Annotated in this window: 8 protein-coding genes and 8 pseudogenes; 4 read left to right on the top strand and 12 right to left on the bottom strand. The window is 37.3% G+C overall.

The window, feature by feature from the left end:
• Positions 1 to 435 precede the first annotated feature (435 nt).
• From F893_RS16380 to F893_RS16360, 4 genes and pseudogenes are all read right to left on the bottom strand, one after another.
• Positions 436 to 1,688 (bottom strand): annotated as a pseudogene (locus F893_RS16380) (HNH endonuclease signature motif containing protein); the annotation flags it as partial.
• Between the two features lie 63 nt (positions 1,689 to 1,751).
• Positions 1,752 to 2,884 (bottom strand): IS3 family transposase gene (locus F893_RS17725; RefSeq protein WP_223287772.1). Its coding sequence is split into 2 segments (ribosomal slippage): positions 1,752 to 2,632 and positions 2,632 to 2,884, totalling 1,134 coding nucleotides; the frame shifts between segments, so codons are not numbered across the junction.
• 90 nt (positions 2,885 to 2,974) lie between these two features.
• A pseudogene (locus tag F893_RS16365) lies at positions 2,975 to 3,376 on the bottom strand (hypothetical protein); the annotation flags it as partial.
• Between the two features lie 782 nt (positions 3,377 to 4,158).
• Positions 4,159 to 6,948: pseudogene (locus tag F893_RS16360) on the bottom strand (tyrosine-type recombinase/integrase); the annotation flags it as partial.
• An 81-nt stretch (positions 6,949 to 7,029) separates the two neighbouring features.
• Between F893_RS16360 and F893_RS17720 the strand changes: the two are divergent.
• Positions 7,030 to 8,162, top strand: a protein-coding gene (locus tag F893_RS17720; RefSeq protein ID WP_227554019.1) for an IS3 family transposase whose coding sequence is annotated in 2 segments (ribosomal slippage) — positions 7,030 to 7,282 and positions 7,282 to 8,162 — 1,134 coding nt in all. Because the reading frame shifts where the segments join, the coding sequence is not laid out codon by codon here.
• Between the two features lie 68 nt (positions 8,163 to 8,230).
• Here F893_RS17720 and F893_RS16345 read toward each other — a convergent pair.
• From F893_RS16345 to F893_RS18460, 6 genes and pseudogenes are all read right to left on the bottom strand, one after another.
• Positions 8,231 to 10,492 (bottom strand): annotated as a pseudogene (locus F893_RS16345) (site-specific integrase); the annotation flags it as partial.
• Positions 10,489 to 11,159 (bottom strand): annotated as a pseudogene (locus F893_RS16340) (hypothetical protein). The pseudogenes F893_RS16345 and F893_RS16340, both read right to left, overlap by 4 nt.
• 146 nt (positions 11,160 to 11,305) lie before the next feature.
• A pseudogene (locus F893_RS17180) lies at positions 11,306 to 11,638 on the bottom strand (IS66 family transposase); the annotation flags it as partial.
• A 74-nt stretch (positions 11,639 to 11,712) separates the two neighbouring features.
• On the bottom strand, positions 11,713 to 11,889 hold the full coding sequence (tnpB, locus tag F893_RS16330) for an IS66 family insertion sequence element accessory protein TnpB (protein WP_157799964.1): 177 nt from the start codon (positions 11,887 to 11,889) through the stop codon (positions 11,713 to 11,715).
• A gap of 8 nt (positions 11,890 to 11,897) precedes the next feature.
• Positions 11,898 to 12,050: an IS66 family insertion sequence element accessory protein TnpB gene (locus tag F893_RS18015; RefSeq protein WP_004647769.1), complete on the bottom strand. Its 153-nt coding sequence runs from the start codon at positions 12,048 to 12,050 to the stop codon at positions 11,898 to 11,900.
• A pseudogene (locus F893_RS18460) lies at positions 12,047 to 12,431 on the bottom strand (transposase). Before F893_RS18460 ends, F893_RS18015 begins: the two are co-directional and overlap by 4 nt.
• A 64-nt stretch (positions 12,432 to 12,495) precedes the next feature.
• Here F893_RS18460 and F893_RS16315 point away from each other — a divergent pair.
• Complete coding sequence (locus F893_RS16315) at positions 12,496 to 13,242, top strand: IS5-like element ISAba31 family transposase (RefSeq protein WP_005250519.1); 747 nt, start codon at positions 12,496 to 12,498, stop codon at positions 13,240 to 13,242.
• Positions 13,243 to 13,562: 320 nt separating this feature from the next.
• Here F893_RS16315 and F893_RS16310 read toward each other — a convergent pair whose 3' ends face one another.
• Positions 13,563 to 14,735: a replication initiation protein gene (locus tag F893_RS16310; protein ID WP_004281973.1), complete on the bottom strand. Its 1,173-nt coding sequence runs from the start codon at positions 14,733 to 14,735 to the stop codon at positions 13,563 to 13,565.
• Between the two features lie 857 nt (positions 14,736 to 15,592).
• On the opposite strand from F893_RS16310, the gene F893_RS16305 reads away from it, so the two are divergent.
• Entirely contained in the window at positions 15,593 to 16,366 is a 774-nt protein-coding gene (locus tag F893_RS16305) for a ParA family protein (RefSeq protein ID WP_004281972.1), read from the top strand.
• A gap of 13 nt (positions 16,367 to 16,379) precedes the next feature.
• A complete protein-coding gene (locus F893_RS16300; protein ID WP_004281971.1) occupies positions 16,380 to 17,291 on the top strand; it encodes a ParB/RepB/Spo0J family partition protein in 912 nt (303 codons plus the stop codon).
• 49 nt (positions 17,292 to 17,340) lie between these two features.
• Here F893_RS16300 and F893_RS16295 read toward each other — a convergent pair.
• A pseudogene (locus F893_RS16295) lies at positions 17,341 to 18,055 on the bottom strand (IS5 family transposase).
• Positions 18,056 to 18,071 lie beyond the last annotated feature (16 nt).

Here is an 18,071-nt window from a genome sequence, read left to right as displayed (position 1 = left end):
GTTGAAGCATGCAAACAGTAGATCTGATAAAAATCCAAATTCTGTCTTTTTAATTATTTTCCATGTCATGTTATGTCATTGATGCTGCGACTTAACTGCTATATAAATTAAGTGAAAAGTAAAAGGAATTAATATGTTAACTAGAGTGGAACTCATTTTTGTTGTGCTGATGGTCTCAGCCTTAATCCTAATTGCTTATGAAATGCTAAAAGGTTTATTTTATAGCATCTATACAATTTTTGATCAAAAAAAAGCCCACAGAGGGAATCTATGGGCGAAACTAAGGACCTTGACGGTCATTCAGAAACTACAGCTAGTTTCTGGTTGTGATTCTAGACTGAATTAAAAATAACCACATTGGCTGAATGTATCACAAGTTAAATCATGTGATTAATCATTGATACATCTGCAAAAATGAGCTCATCGCTCTGTTGATTAATACAGTAATTCACCAAACAAATCCGCTCTAATCTCTTCCAGACTCAGATCTGATTTCATTCTATTACAGATGGGATGAACCAGCAGACCATTCTCTAGAACACCTTGCCCACCTACGGCTTTGGCAATCCGATGATCCGATTCAGTAGAATCAAGATAGATCAATCCATCACAAATGAGGCAAAAGTTATGATTACCCACCAGAAAATTGTGCTTAAGCAGACTCTTGGTTAATGCCGAAAAGGCCTTGGGCTTTGACCGAGAAATTGGACTAATCGACTCCACATATCCCACCACATGCTTGACGACTGCATCATCATAACCACCCAAAAATCTTTCGACATAAAACTCGTTAAAGTTTATGTACTTGAAGGCCTTAGACATGGACAGAATAAAGGTATTCAGGCATTCCTCATCATCAAAATCAACTTCCATTTCCAAGCTTAAGCAAATAAAGGCTTTATAGACAATTTGTAGCCGATCATAGCCCTTGATACCACTGCCGAACTTGCCGACCGTTTCAGTGGTCGCCACGGGGAAATTAGCAATCAAGAACTCAATACTACGGCGTACCCGGGTGAAGTCTTTGAAACTAATCGTTCGATGATGAATCTGCATGAGGCTTTCATGAATTTCATACACAATTGAAAACCATGCAAGAAAAGAAGTAATCTGAAAACGCTGGTCCTTATAAAAATATAAGTATGGATGAAAGCCCAAACTCGGAACCCCAGTATTTTTTACAGGCGTCGCTATTCTGCAAAGAATGGTCAACAGATGCGACATCAGGTTTTCAACGCGTTCCCCCTGATTCAGACTCATAATATTATGAATCTGATCACCAGCAATGATATTCATCAACTCATTGACCAAGCCAATTTTTTTGCCATGACTCATTTCATTGTCTAATAAAATGGTCGAAAAAAGGAGCTGATGGATCCTCTCCCCTAACTCAATCAGCTCATTTAAACGTGTATATTGGAGCTCTTCCAAGTTAGATTTATTGTCATTGATATAACAACAGGCATAGATCGCATAATAGGCGTCACTCCCGCGACTTCTGAGATGATATTCCTCATATTTATCTAGACGTTTAGTATCTGAGTTAATCGATTGAAATACCCGTCGCGCATCTTCTGGAGTCCCCAGTACCTGCCGGAAACTGATTTTAATATCGCCTAATTTCGATTTTTTTCTGCAAATTCGGCATCAGTACAAATTTTTTGAAAATCAGCAAGATCTCCTAAATAATAGAGATGGTCCCACTTGTTTGAACAACTAAAAGCTTATTTATAAGTGATATTCTGCTCTAGTTAAGCTACCTTATTTTGTTGTGGTAGCTGGTCATAGTAAAACTCATCTGGAGTCATTTTGTCCAGACTCGAATGAGGTCGTTTCAAATTATAAAATTCAAAATAGGCATTTAATTGCTTTTTCGCATCAAAAACATTGCTGTAGGCTTTGAGATAAACCTCCTCGTATTTAACGCTCCGCCATAATCGTTCAATCATCACATTATCAACCCAACGACCTTTACCATCCATGCTGATTTGGATGTCATTTGATTTTAACACTTCAATAAATGCATCACTGGTAAATTGACTGCCTTGGTCTGTATTAAAGATTTCAGGTCGGCCATATTTTTCAATAGCTTCATTTAATGTTTCTATACAAAATGCAACCTCCATACTAATCGATACGCTATGGGCAAGCACCTTACGGCTGTGCCAATCAATCACAGCACATAAGTAGACAAAGCCTTTTGCCATAGGGATATACGTTATATCCGTTGCCCACACTTGATTACTCCGTTGAATATTCAATCCTTTGAGCAGATATGGATATTTACGGTGAGCTTGATTGGCCTGACTTAGATTTGGTTTACGATATAACGCATTAATGCCCATTTTCTTCATTAAAGTACGTGTATGACGTCGTCCTATATGATGTCCTTGACGGTTCAATAAATCACGCATCATACGGCTACCTGCAAAAGGGTATTGCATATGTAATTCATCAATACAGCGCATCAGCTTCAGATCTGATGCACTCACAGGTTTTGGGCGATAGTAATAACAACCACGGGAGACTTTCAGTAGCTTAGCTTGCTTAGATACTGAAATCTGAAGTGAGTCGTCGATTAACTTTTGTGGTTGAAGCGGCCCAGTTTCTTCAACACACCTTCTAAAAAATCAATTTCTAATGCCTGTTCACCGATTTTTGCATGTAGTTTTTTTAGATCAATGGGCGGTTCTGCTGGAGCTTTTGATTGATCGAAGGCTTGCGAGGAAGCTGAAAGCAATTGATTTTTCCAGTCGATAATTTGGTTTTGATGAACATCAAATTCAGCACTCAATTCAGCAAGTGTTTTTTCTGCTTTAATCGCAGCAAGCGCTACCTTAGCTTTAAAGTCATTTGAATGATTTCTTCTTGGTCTACGTGCCATAAAATACTCCATATATCGATGTTTATAACATCATTTGGGGAGCAAAATATCACTTATAGGAGTTGTTCAAATTTACGGAGCCATCTCTTAATTGCGGAGGTAACGAATATCTTGTTTTTGTTGATCATTGAAATTAGGTGCTTGAGGGACTTGCTCATCCGCAAAATATCTATTGATCCATGCATAAATACAGGAAAGACGATGTGCCCCATCAATAATGTAAATATTGCCGTGTATATCTTTCCAATACAAAATGCATAAATTGATGTTTTGATCTTCTGTGCAATCCTCAATAAAGTTTGCAATTTCTTGCACATTCCAACATTCCGTAGAACGCTGGTTATCCGCTTTAAATAAACATTTGATGATGGAATGTTTTTCAAAATCAGTCAGTGCTACTTCAAAATTGTCACGCTGCATTGAAGGTGACATTTCTTCTGGCAACATAACTTTACGCTGAATAATATTGGTCAATAATCGTGTTGGACCCATTTTTATTTTCTCCAGACAACACTGTCCTACTTTCGCTCAAGTACGAAATTTGAAAGTGTATATAGTTCGATTTGGTTAAAGCGATGAATTAAATGACCGTCAATATTCAGTCAGCGCTAACAAAAGAAACCTAAGAGAAATGGGTACTTTTAAAATGATATTTTTCATATTGTAATCTCGTTGATCAATGTGAAATTTGCCAACATCTTTTCCACGAGATGGTGGCAAACCAAATAGGGGTGGAAATACCGCTCAACGAAACGGCCAGTCATAGACTGCCCTACTTGGCCTGCCATAAAGCATTGCCATGCAGACACAAAAGAGCCACTAAAAGTGACTCTTTAGCACGTTGAGATGCGGGTTTCCACGCCCGATTACAGATTTTGCTGTAATGTAATTATCATATGGGTATCTTTTTCTTTGGTCAAACCGAATTAGAATTTTTTTATTCATTTTTAAATAAAAAAATATAAATCGATAACATATGGATCAAATTGAAAGCAAAGAACAAATCAAAGTCGCTGATTCCTAGGCCCCTTAGGTTGAACGATATATGCTTAGGCTATTTGCACAAGGAAGGATGCTATACGGCTTCTAGCAGCATATTAAATGCAAGGTATGATGTAGTCAGGTAAATGATATTTATGCACACGTAGCTGTCTTGAACAAATTCACAGAATTTGGCTGCACTTATACCCAAATTGTCACTTGAATTTAGCTCAATTAGGGTAGCGCTGTCTTTCAAAACTTTATGTAATAAAGCGTGCGTAAGTCATATTTACTTAAATTCTGATATGATCTCTAATCACCAAATATCGTACACTCAACCATGCTAGTACCCATCGCACGGCGCTTAATGACGCTTGTTGAGACATAATTCTAAAATAATCATATTTATTATGTTTCATCACTATCGGAAAAAACTGATGTTCTGTAAGGATTGAAAGCATAGGTTCATCCTCTGCCGTAAAATGCATCAATACTTTTGTTACATTACTTTCATACAACCATTTTTTTATTAACCAATTATAAGTTTCTGATTGGTTTTGTTCTAAATAATCAAATCGCTCTAAAATCTCTTGTGCAGAATTAAAATCTACAGCACTGAGTAATTCAGGCAAACGTGCTAACTTTCCTTGTGTCGATAATGGATGTCTTCCTATATTTGAACCACGTTTACCTGACGGAATGTTTGCCATCATAATTAAAGCTTTCTTCCAGGACTCAATATCTAATCGTGGCTGCCCCTGCCCAGAAATAAGATACCGCTCAATATCTTCAAACTTTTGAAATAATTCGTGTTTAATTACTTTTCCAGTCGAATTCCCTCTTTTTTGAGCATAGATGACCCACCTCTGACTTTGTCTTTTTTTGAGTACATATTTTTCGATGGTGTCTCTCAACTCATATTTTAGATTACCATTCTGTTGATGAATCGCTTGGAAATGCCAGAATAAATTACTCCGACTCATGACTCGCTTAAAAAATGCAGTATGTAAATTGGGTTGCTGTTGTTGCATGCTATAGGCATAAGTAGCTAGAAATAAGATATGAATATAATGCTTTAATGTTGTTGATTCATGTAAATGTCCAAGCACTCGACTAATCGCCTTAATCCCTTGCCCAACCTGTCCTTCATTGCCTACTAGCGTATTAAATTGCTCATTCGATGGCATCCAAGTTTGTAGCCATGGCAGTTCTATTGTCAGCGCTTTAAAATCAACCACTGTTTGCAAACACTTTAAAGTATATGCACTTGCAAACGTATGTCTTAAATGATGTAAGCTGAGATCAATATCTCCAGTGGCTTTCTTTAATATTTGAGATATTTGATCAAAAAAAGGCCTATGCTCACTGTTCTCATCGGACATTAATATTGAATCTTTTTTATTCTGATAAATATCATCTAATCCCTTTTGAATCGTCTGACTTAATAAATTCATCGGAACAACACGTTCTGATCCAAGTGTTTTTAACTGATGCTCACCATAAGGACGAATTCGGAGCATATCCTCATCAATATCTAAGGGCCGTAAATGAAGTGTCTCTGAACGGCGTACACCCATCGCCGCAGATAAACGAAAATGACGCTGAATCTCTAGACGTAAAGCAGTATCATTCACCCCAGATTCTACAGATTGTAATATTTGAACGATCTGCCGCACTTCATTTTTTGAAAAAACCTTAGCACTTGCTTGATGCGCTGTACGCTTGTGTAACTTTATACGATCATCATTTAATTGAATTAAAAAATCTCTAAAGCGATTCCACGCAGCGAGATGCTTGCGGTGTGGAAAATGCTCTTGCGTCAACTCCATCCATTTTTGAAATACATCTTCATCAATCTGGCTATCTTTTGTTAAATCTTCTGAAAACCCCAATATACCTGCACTGACGATGGCCAAATGTAGATGAATCATATTTCGATTCTGTAGACTTAACTCTTCTGCATCACAGCGTAAAATCAGCCATCGCACAAAGCACGTTAATAAATTGACTGAGTAGTGATTCGTTTCATTATTGGCAAGCTGTTTAAGCCAAATGCTTGATCTAGATTCACCTTTTAGTTGCTGAATCATCGCTAAAATATCAGACAAATGTAGTTGCTCATCGTCTATTTCTATTTCACTTTCTGGCTCAGTGCTATCTAAATTTGTGGTTAATTTTTCATATTCGAATAAGCGTAATAATTCATTTATTGAAAGATCTTCAGTCAGGACTTGGCCTGATATATAACCTGCAATCAACGGAGTGCTATTTAACATCACATTTTGCTGTAAAGCTTTCAACCATTGAGCTAACGATAGAGTTGACTTAACCCCTATTTGTTTTAAATATGTATTAAAACACTTTTGCCAAGCCGTTCTTTGTTGATTTCTTGGCTGTGCTAAAATCTCTTTTAATCGGGGCTGTAGATACTGTCGGTCTACTAAAATTAACGTCGAGACATAAGGACTTAACATTACTGTACGGCGTATCTTTGTCACAGATCTATCATTATTCACTGTCAGTTCAACGAGCCGACTATTCCCCATAGCGACTATAGGCTGATCAGAAGCAATAAACTCTAACATTGCTTGTAAATGGCTTACTCTGCACAATTGTGAATACATCGAGAGTACAACCAGCAAACGTCCTATTTCAACATCACAATTTTGATGTTCAGGTAATTTTTTTAAATCCTCCTGAATAACATCAAGTAAGTTTTGTTCTATATAACACCATGTACTAAAACTATTTTCAGATGTCAGCCATGTACGATGAGCCTTTTGAGGTAGCTGAACGAATAAAGGAATTTTCGTTTTATCGCGAATATAAGCACAATATGCCTTGATCGCTTCTGGCAAATCAATGTTTGTATTTTTAGCTAAATGTGAAGCTAATACATGTCCAAGCTCTAAAGCTACTTGTGGCTCAGGATTTTCCTCAAAAATCAACGGACAATAGGACTCATACTCTGAGTTTTTCAGCCATTCTTTTACATCATTTTCTGAATATTGTATTCTCAGCTTCGTCTCTACTTGAGCTGTTTTAGTCTCTTGGGTTAAAACAAATATTGGAATATAGAGGTGGATCAGGAAATTTGAACAACACTTATAAGTGATATTTTGCTCCCCAAATGATGTTATAAACATCAATATATGGAGTATTTTATGACACGTAGACCAAGAAGAAATCATTCAAATGACTTTAAAGCTAAGGTAGCACTTGCTGCGATTAAAGCAGAAAAAACACTTGCTGAATTGAGTGCTGAATTTGATGTTCATCAAAACCAAATTATTGACTGGAAAAATCAACTGATTTCAGCTTCCTCGCAAGCTTTCGATCAATCAAAAGCTCCAACAGAACCACCCATCGATCTAAAAAAACTACATGCAAAAATCGGTGAGCAGGCATTAGAAATTGATTTTTTAGAAGGTGTGTTGAAGAAACTGGGCCGCTTCAACCACAAAAGTTAATCGATGACTCACTTCAGATTTCAGTATCTAAGCAAGCTAAGCTGCTGAAAGTCTCCCGTGGTTGTTATTACTATCGCCCAAAACCTGTGAGTGAATCAGATCTGAAGCTGATGCGCTGTATGGATGAGTTACATATGCAATACCCTTTTGCAGGTAGCCGTATGATGCGTGATTTATTGAATCGTCAAGGACATCATATAGGACGACGTCATACACGTACTTTAATGAAGAAAATGGGCATTAATGCGTTATATCGTAAACCAAATCTAAGTCAGGCCAATCAAGCTCACCGTAAATATCCATATCTGCTCAAAGGATTGGCTATTCAGCGCAGTAATCAAGTGTGGTGTACGGATATAACGTATATCCCTATGGCAAAAGGCTTTGTTTATTTATGTGCTGTGATTGATTGGCATAGCCGCAAGGTACTTGCGCATAGGGTATCGATTAGTATGGAGGTGGATTTTTGTATTTCGGCTTTAAATGAAGCGATTGAAAAATATGGATCACCTGAAATATTTAATACAGACCAGGGCAGTCAGTTCACCAGTGATGCATTTATTGATGTATTGAAATCAAATGGCATTCAAATCAGTATGGATGGTAAAGGTCGATGGATTGATAATGTGATGGTTGAACGGTTATGGAGAAGCGTTAAATATGAAGAGGTGTATCTCAAAGCTTATAGCAGTGTCACCGATGCGAAAAAGCAATTGAGTGCATATTTTGAATTTTATAATTTGAAACGACCTCATTCGAGTCTGGACAAAATGACTCCAGATGAGTTTTACTATGACCAGCTACCACAACAAAATAAGGTAGCTTAACTAGAGCAGAATATCACTTATAAATAAGCTTTTAGTTGTTCAAACAAGTGGGACCACCTCTTATGCTTGATTTTTAAAAAATCAAAACCTTCAAGACATTCGAAACCTAATTGTTTTTGCAAGTTTTCTTGTACATCAAGCCACTGTTGTTGAAAAGCTGATACAGGAAATACAGATAACATATCCCATGGATGACGACCCCGTATCCAGTGCCCAAGTCCAGCGTCCTTGAACCGTCCAGGTAACTGATTATAATCAGAGCGAACCAACTTCCGTGCCCAATTTCTAACTAAACCTTCAATCTGATGAGGATCACAAAGTTGCACAGCATAAGATGATAAATCAACACGTGGTTCAACTTGCTCCCCTAGCATTCCCATCAAACCACGTAAACCTTGAATCTGTTTGATCAATGCTTGCGTCAATGGCACATAACGATCGGTTGATTCATCTTGATGATGTTTATCTTGAATCAATGCCCAGCCTTGCTGACTGATCCACTTTGGAAAGGGCTGCTTAATTCCTCGTCCTGCAGTTGCAAGATTCATCCATAATGCTGTATACAATGTTAAGTTATCAAAGAGCGTCTGCCAATCTTTCTGTTCGGCAGCATGATTTATGCTCTTTTTTATTCGTGTAATTTCATTTTGTATTTCAATAATCTTTATTCCAATTGGGCTACCCACCCGCTTATTGGAAGAGTATTTATATTCAGGAATATTAATTTTTATCGTGCTTAAACAAGCAGCCCAGAGTTGCTCAAGTTGCCTCTGTTCAAAAGAGGCATAATGAATCAAGTTATCATAATTTCGACCTGATGCATTCGTCACTGCTTTAACGACAGCTAAATCACCTTGGCTATGCTCATATAACAACCGTGGAAGAATATCTCGAATGCTTTTGAGGCTGATTTCTAGCTCTTGAGGTAAACGGTTAATCAGTTCACTCACGTCACGTTCAACTGCCATATGACGTCTTGTAATCCCAAGATTTTTGACTTGACTCACCAAATCATTGAGTTCACTTGGTAAAACCAAATGTAATTCATTGGTCCATGGCACATGAAATTTAGAATGTTCTGGTTTTTTTTTGAGTGTCGGTGTCCCTGCAAACACACTTAATACATATGCAGATAAAGTATGATTATACTGAATAGCAATATTATTCTGATCTGCATTTCGACTAAAACGAGGCGCTGTTAATTCAGTAACCGAACGTCCTGTGAGTAAACTCAATATTAAAGCTAATTTTGCGCGTAAGATTAAGCTGGCATCAGTATGAGATGGTTGACAGAGCCTAAATACTTCTTGAATTGAATTTAAGGACAATCGCGATTTGGTCCAAACTAAACCAACATTTGCAGCTTCAATATGTTGAGAAGTAGACTTAGATGCATAAAGCCCTCGAATTAAATCGGATTGTTCTGCCAAAAAAAATCTAAACAAGGGCTCCAATGGTGTTTCATCTTCTTCAATCTCATCATGCTCAAATACATCAGAGACTAGACCACGATGAATTTCATCTACATCCTCTAAAGGTTGGATAGCAATACTTAATGAACCATATCGTTGCAGGATCAATTTTTTGTGCTTTAACCCTATACAGTGTACAAACTTTGGACGTTTCTTCTTATTTTTTAGAGGATTGTTTTCCCAAATTTGGGATAAAAATAGCTTTAATGGATAAAAAACTTCTTTAAATCGTTTATCTTCAGAACGATCGGACATTGAACGAATCCATTGTTCCGGTCCGTTTTGAGTGATTAAGTCTTTGACTCGTTCTAAAATATCCTCATGACTTGGATCACCCAACAGCCTAATCGCTAAAAAGGCGTTATACACACGAGATCCTTTTTGACCTTTCAGCTTTATGCTTCCATCACCCTTTAAATAACTACTATAAAGCCCTAGGGTATGTACTTTTTTTTGAAAGTGAAAGATTTGGTCTAAAAACCACCTTATTACCGTATTAAAACTCTCATTATTTTGACTTATTCCTGCTTGAATCAATAGCAAGTCACAAATACCACTGTCTCCAGTGTAGGGGCGTAATGGCGTAAGTATATTATTTCTATCTGTTGTTTCTGAGAAGAAATGTGAATATTTCTCAGCATCCTGTAATCTACTAATGATCTTTAACGTATTAAGCTCATCACGAAATTCTGATAATTCATCATCCCCAATCAATGTGAAGATTCGCTGACAAATGACAACAATGCCAGCTAAGCTATAGTGTGCACGCAACAAAAATAATGCTTGGATCAGTTCTTTTTCTTCTATATTTTCATTCTGATTAATACATTCTAGGAGCTTCTTGAAATAACTTTTCATGAACTACTCCGAATACGATAGACTCTTGCCTTCTTCAAGTCTGTTAAAGCCAAAGCAACTTCTGCCATTGGTGCCACACGAACAATTTGCTGCTGATATTTTTGATAAAGTTCCTCCAGTCGAGGTAAAAATACAGAAAAGTTAGCTAAATGAAAATATGGTTGCACAGACTTGCCCAGCTCTTTCACTTTAATTCTTTCTAATGGCAAAAGCTTCTGGGCGATATAACCAGCTAAAACATTTTCGATTAAAAAATTACCACTCACCACCGGTGATGCCCAATTAACCAATTCTTGAACAAAGGAAATCGGCAGCTTTTTCAAAAAATGCTGTGTATTAAAAATAAAATCATTTCTTCTGGATCTAAACTCTTTAGTCGAAGTTGGCCTGCAACCACCATCTTGTCCTGTGCTTTATCCACTTTAGCCCAGTGTCTTCTTTTCACACTATCCTTTAGAGTTTTTACCTTACATAAGTCCCTATCGACAGCAAGCAGTAACTTACGATATATCGCGAGCAGTAGTAATGCTTGATTTTTAATTTTTTCTGAAAACTCCCCGCTCATTTCCTCATTGAGTAACATCATTTTCAAAACTAAAACTGGGCATGGTTTTTCAAACCTGCCTTCAGAAATTGTTAATGCATCAATGAGCAATGGTGTCATCATTTTTTTCTGCACAGGGAAGTTATTTTTAGCGTCACAATAGTAGAATAACACAGTCCCAAAATTAACAAAATTAAATCAAATAAATTTTATATTTAATAAAAAAGTATTTGATTTATATAATTTATTTACTAACTTTATTTTTATACTAATTCATCAGCGGCGATATCTTCTTCGACCGCTTCGTCCCAAAGATGGATTTGTTTGGCCGTTAAGTGTTCATTCTTCTGGGCGAACTTATGCCGTTTAAACTGCGCAAGTTCATGCTCGTATTTTTGATTGAGAATAGAGAGAGATTTAACTTTAGAATCTAATTGCTGATTGGTGACTTCAAGATGTTTAACTCTGGCATCTAATTGCTGATTTGATTGTTCCAGTTGTTGTTTTGATTATGCTAAAGACTGATGCTGCATCGCCAATTGCCGGGTAAATTCCAGCAGTTGTTCATGGGGCAGTTGGCTTAAATCAGGCAGCGTATTCATGGCCGCAGTATGCTTGAGGTCATGACGCAGAGGAAATAGAATGTTTGGAGAATAGCAGAATGGCCGAGCTTGGTTTAGAGCATTGTTACCACTTGCTGCAGACCGATTCTTTGCCAAGCTAAACCTTGGATCAGTGCTTGTAAGTGCTCCGGGCTGAGGGCCACGGTTTCACCCTGGTGAACTTTAGCCCAGTGGAATTTTCCCTGTTCCAGCCGCCGGGCACACAGCCAGATGCCCAGTCCATAATGCACCAGCACTTTCATGCGATGGTCACGTTTGTATTACAGAATAGGTAAGCACAATGCGGTTTGATATAGCCAAAGGCTCTCAGCACCTGAGCCATGACAGTATCCATACCTGCTCGCATATCCAGAGGTTGGGTAGACAGCCAAATTTCATCGATACGGATCATGTTGCAAGTGCCTTGAGTAATTCTCCTAAAGCAGATATTTCTGATACTTGCCATTTCAAGCCAATTTCTGATTTTGAGTGGGGTAAAGTAATTTGAACCGTTAACATGTCAGTAGGAGTAGGATCTAATGGTGCAGAGCAAGATAAAGCAATAAATGCAGGTTTATACGGTAGTGGTGAGCGATCATTTCTCTAGCTTACCATCAATTAAGCGAATCCAGTTGGATAGGGGATTTGTATTCAATCCATGTTGCAAAGCGACTGAAGCAATTGAAACGTCCGGTGCTTTACAAGCCTGAACGATCTGCTGTTTAAATTCAGCACTGCATGTTCTTCGTTTTTTCTCAAGAGATGTGATGGATGTCCTAGGGTGTGTTGACACTTTTAGCTTAAAAAAATAGCGAAGTAGTAAAATCAAATCGCCAAACCCAATTTTACTATTCGCTATGCCTCGTACCATGCTGACAGATCAACACTGGCAAAAGTTGAAAGTTATTCTGCGTAATTTATCCATTCACCACAACTCAAATTTACGCAATTTTATTGAAGCTATTCTTTATAGAATTAGAACAGGCTGTCCGTGGCGAGATATTCCTTGCTGTTTTGGTCATTCAAACTCTATTTTCAAACGTTTTAATCGTTGGTCAAGCAGCGGTAAGTTACTTAGATTATTCAAATTACTAGCCTCATGCCCCGATATGGAGTGGATTTTTATTGATGGCTCTCATGTACGTGCTCATCAACATTCTGCCGGCATAGCGAATCAATCTATTTCTAAAAGTGTAGGAGGAAACTCCTCAAAAATACATTTGATTGTTGATGCACATGGCAATCCTATTGATTTCATGATTACCGATGGAACCACACATGATGTTAAAGTTGCACCTGATTTAATATCAACATTAGATTTAAAAGAGACAAAAGTGGTATGTGCAGATAAAGGCTATGATTCAGAACTACTGCGTGAACAGATCAGGAAAACAGGGACTAAAGCGAATATACCAAAGAAAACAAATAGCCAATCGAACAATGACCATATGGACTGGTATTTATATAAAATCAGGCATTTAGTTGAAAATATGTTTTGTAGATTAAAGCAATTTAGAGGAATAGCTACTCGATATGACAAGCTCAAAAGAAATTATCAAAGTTCTGTTGCTTTAGCCTGTATATTTTTATGGCTACCTTTATAAGGTTAATTATGAACAGTAAATGTCAACAGACCCTAGTTATTTGTAGTCATAAATTTAGTCCCCACTTGTTTTTAAGTGGGGACTAAATTAAGGCTTATAGGATGAATTCATAAGGTGTGTTCAGCGAACACTTACGTTTTGAATAGATTTAAGGAATTAGGCAGACCTCATACCCAAGTTGTCACTTGAATTTGGATAACTTAGGGAAGATCTATATCTAAAGCCTTTATCCAACAGAGTCGTTTTTATCCTAGGGTCCTTACCACTTGTATTCTTTACAAACATATATCTAAAAAAGTGTAGCAAGTTGCTACACTTTTTTAGATAAGCTCTTTACCAAAAATATCATTCAGTCTTTCACGAATACTTTGAACGAATTCCGGATTATTTTTAAGTTTATGCTTCATATTTCGTTTAAAGTCATTCAGGCCCATACCAATTTCAGCAAAATCCATTTGGAATAAAGTGTCATTAATGACAATATTTGCTTGAGAGTCAGTGAGACATCCTACTTTTTTGAACCACTTCTTGAATTGCTGATAATTTTCATCATTATTAAAAATATACCAAGAACGTATATTCGTATCGAATTTCGCCCCCAATTCTTTTACGAATGCATTGTCTTCAAATGGAACATCAAGATAGATTTTTTCAATTACTGCAATTTCATCCGGTGCTTTATCAGCAACCCGATGATGCAGTTTAAAATTCACACCCACAATTGGACGGCCTTTCTTAACGGTTTCATATTCCAATTGTAGATCTGTATTTTCGTTAATTTCTGCCACTATTTTGTCTAATACATAGCGTCTAAAATCTACCCAGCGATCATATTTGGTTTCATTAATATCAATCAGTGCTTTCAAGTTTTCCAAAAGTAATGGCACTTCATAACTCTTTTGGTTGGCGTACTTGAATTCGTTTTTAATGAAATACGTATAAAGACTCATACTGGCAACAGAATCCAGGGCAAAAAGATGTTTTAGCTGGTAGGTAGTAAAATTCCCCCCAGCCAGTTGAGTGAAATACGGTAACACCTCACTGGTAAAACGAATCTGAATCGCATTTTTAGAGTCATCTTCCCATCTTAACTCACGGATAATGGGAACGACAGAATGTACTTTTTTAGTCTTTCTCTTACCATCATCAGCAGGCTCCTCAATAATAAAATGAGCCACCCGAGATGAAAGTTCTTTATAGATCCGGTCTATTGCAACATTAATTGAATTGCGTTTATTCAATCCTAGTAAATCTGCCAGATCATCCTTATACAAATAAATATAGGTTTGTTCAGTGATTTCACCATTTACCCTATTTTTCTCACTATAATTCGCAACTGCCATTGCATATAGAAGCGCCTTGTATTCATTGGCTGATAACTCGATTGGGCGAATTAAACGGTTACTGGTACTGACAACGCCATTATGGCGAATGTTGCCTATACAGTAAGGAATATAATTCGATTCTTCTTGCAATGGTTCAGATTCTGTCATAACCGTGATATTTATAATTTGACTTAGTTTTTATATACAAAAGTGGAAAAACTTTCAAGACTTTCACCACAAGATTCTAAAAGTGGAAGGCTTGTCATCAAAAAAAAGCGTTTTAGCCGGTTTTTTGCCTTTAAAGTGGAATTAAATATAATATTTCCACCCTATAGTGACAGACCTTCCACCTTTAGCCCCGAAATTACAGTTCAGAATGCCTATTTTTAGTTTTTTTCATCCGCATTCAGGTTGGTTAAGTCAGATAGAAACCCTGATGTGACGAGGCTTCCACCTTTCCGTTAGATTTGAAAGGTATAACTGCACATATAATCATCAGGAAATATCCAATAAAAATAGATTATCCACAGGTCAAGAATATACAGTGACAACCTTTCCACCTTTAAAGCTTGGTTACAAGACTTTATTAACAGCTTAAATCATTGTTTTTTAAATTACTTTTAAATAAAAATAGCAGTTTAAAAAATAGCAGTGACAAACCTTCCACCCTAGTGACAGACCTTCCACTTTACAGTGACAGACCTTCCACTTTACGGTGACAAACCTTCCACCTTACAGTGACAGACCTTCCACTTTACGGTGACAAACCTTCCACTTTACGGTGACAAACCTTCCACCTTTAAAATTCCAAGCATTTGTTTTATATGATAAAAATATGCTCCTAATTATTAATTAGCTAAATAACTAATTATTCTAATTATTAATTAAGCTAGCTTAGTTAAAGATTTATTTTTTAAGCTGTTTTACATCTGAACAAATAGGATTTATAAATTTAAAAACTATAGTAAGATGAGTGAAAGTTATTTATATTACTAGACATTCAAATACGGAAGCATCTGACACGCATGTCTGCAAAAATTATTACTGTTGCTAACCATAAAGGCGGATGTGGTAAAACAACGACTGTTGTGCACCTAGCCTCAGAACTTGCCAATCTGGGCAACAAAGTTTTAGTCATTGATTTAGATCCTCAAGCAAACGCAAGTTTACACATTGGGATCCAACATCCAAGCGAAATTGTTGTGACTACAGCAGAATTACTGGTGGGCGATATTTCGTTGTTGGCAGATGCATTACAAGAAGAAACGAACTTTGAAAAAGTATCATTAATTTATGGTTCCTTGAATTTAGGAAAAACAGAAGACCAACTAAAAGAAGAAGCTCCCCGTCCTTCTGAAGAGTTAAATATCAAGCTAGAACTGTTAAAAGATCTTTATGACTTCATATTGATTGATTGTCCACCTAGTCTTAAATTATTAACCAGCAATGCGCTGGCATCTTCAACCCATGTCATTATCCCTATCGAATCCGGATCACAATATGGACTGTATGGGGTAACAGATCTTTTAAACCATCTTGAAAAGATCAAACGTATTAATCCAAATTTAGAGCTTTTAGGCGCTTTACTGATTAAGCATGATGAACGTCAGAATGTTTGTAAATTGATTCGGGATGAAGCCTTGAAACAGGTGGGCAAAATTTTAGAAACTACCATTCCTCAAAGTACTAAAGTCAATCAAGCAGCGATTCTGCAACAATCACTTTTGAAAGTAGAAAAAAATTCAAAAGTACGTAAGGCTTTTGAAAGCCTTGCCAATGAAATTGTAGCGAAAGTTTAAACCTGAGAGCATTATGGCAAGCACCAAAGAGCTTTTAGCTCAGAAACTGAAACAGAATACAGAAAAACACCAGCAAGCACAGAAAGACAATATTAAAGAGCTGAAAGAGTTTAGACGTAATGTCCCTATTGAGGATATCAGCCGCAGTCCAAACCAGCCACGTAAAGTCTTTGAAGAGTCACTGTTAAAAGAACTGGCGGATTCCATTGATGAAATCGGCCTTTTGCAGCCCATTACAGTGCGTAAACTGGATAATCTGAAATATGAACTAATTGCAGGCGAGCGACGCTTACGGGCGCATCAGTTACTCGGCAAGTCTGTGATTGAAGCCATTATCATTGATGCAAATAATGTAGAAGCGTCTTTGTTAACCCTAGCAGAGAATTTAAAGCGTCAGGATCTGACAGATTATGAGATTTTTATTGGCCTGAACTCACTTGATGAGAAATTAAAGAAAAACAAGCAACGTTTAGCCAATTCACTGGGTTTAAATCGCGAAGATATGTACAAGTATTTAGCGTACGAAAAACTGCCTCAAGCAATTTTAAATGACCTTGATGTGGAACCAGGCCTGCTAGGTCGTACTGCTGCAACTGCATTCAAAAAATTTCTGTCGGATCATATAGAGCAACTTTCTGAGGCCGAAAAGGCTTTGCTAGGGGCTTGGGAAAAAGTAAAAGACAAAAAACTAGAGCAAAGTAAAGTTACTGCCTATGCTGAAAAAATATTGAGTCAGGATCCAGGAAAACTGACCACAACATCTGTGGTTAGAAAAATTGAATATGCAGGTAAGATTGCGGGGAATATCAAACTCAATCAAAAACAGCTTAAGGTTTCTCTGAATATCTCGGAAATTGACGAAGCTAGTCTCTTACAACTAGAAGATTTTTTAAAACAGCTTATTCAGAAAAGTGAAAAAGTGTAGCAAGTTGCTACACTTTTTTTGACAATCTCAAACTAGGGCGTGTTATCAATTAAGCCAGAAAGATCGCTGATAAGAAGTTTTGAGCCAATTTATCATAGCGTGTGGCAATAGCACGATATTGTTTGAGCTTGGCAAAAAAATTCTCGATCAGATGTCTTGCCTTGTAGATATGTCAATCATAATCACGCTGATCAATAGAATTACTTTTCGCTGGCATCACAACTTGACCCTTCGCCTCTAAAATTGGATCAATGACCCGATCCCTAGAGTTGTAGGCTTTATCCATAAACCAGGTCTGGCTCAACGATAAGTCCAGCAACACATCTGAACCGTTTAAGTCATGGACCTGCCCATTCGTGAGATAAAATCCTGTCGGGTTGCCTAAAGCATCAGTACGGGCATGAATTTTGGTGCTTAAGCCCCCTTTACTGCGCCTAGTCGCCTGATTTCCCCCCAGCGCTGTGTTGGTAAGCACATACAATGGGGTGGAGTCTAACATGACATATTCATTGTCAAGGTCATGTGACAGCACTTCAAAGACTCTCTGCCACACACCTGTTTTAGCCCAACGACTAAAACGAGTATGCACTACTCTAAAATCACCAAAGCGTTCGATTAAGTCTCGCCACGGGATACCTGAACGATACCGCTTCAACAAATAGTCGGTTATCTTTGGCCGTTACTCCAACAGTACCCATTCGTCCATGTAACAGATCTTTAATCTGTTCCCACTGATCATCTTTTAATGCATAGCGTTTAGTCATGAAAAAATTATGAGGA

This window comes from Acinetobacter sp. CIP 102136, from assembly GCF_000369685.1.
Lineage (GTDB): Bacteria > Pseudomonadota > Gammaproteobacteria > Pseudomonadales > Moraxellaceae > Acinetobacter > Acinetobacter fasciculus.
This window is presented reverse-complemented; position numbering and strand designations above follow the sequence as displayed.

Excerpts from the sequence above, each read along its gene's own strand:
- F893_RS18015 (WP_004647769.1), bottom strand. The coding sequence starts at position 12,050 with ATGATCCGTATCGATGAAATTTGGCTGTCTACCCAACCTCTGGATATG.
- F893_RS16315 (WP_005250519.1), top strand. The coding sequence starts at position 12,496 with ATGCCTCGTACCATGCTGACAGATCAACACTGGCAAAAGTTGAAAGTT.
- F893_RS16310 (WP_004281973.1), bottom strand. The coding sequence starts at position 14,735 with ATGACAGAATCTGAACCATTGCAAGAAGAATCGAATTATATTCCTTAC.
- F893_RS16305 (WP_004281972.1), top strand. The coding sequence starts at position 15,593 with ATGTCTGCAAAAATTATTACTGTTGCTAACCATAAAGGCGGATGTGGT.
- F893_RS16300 (WP_004281971.1), top strand. The coding sequence starts at position 16,380 with ATGGCAAGCACCAAAGAGCTTTTAGCTCAGAAACTGAAACAGAATACA.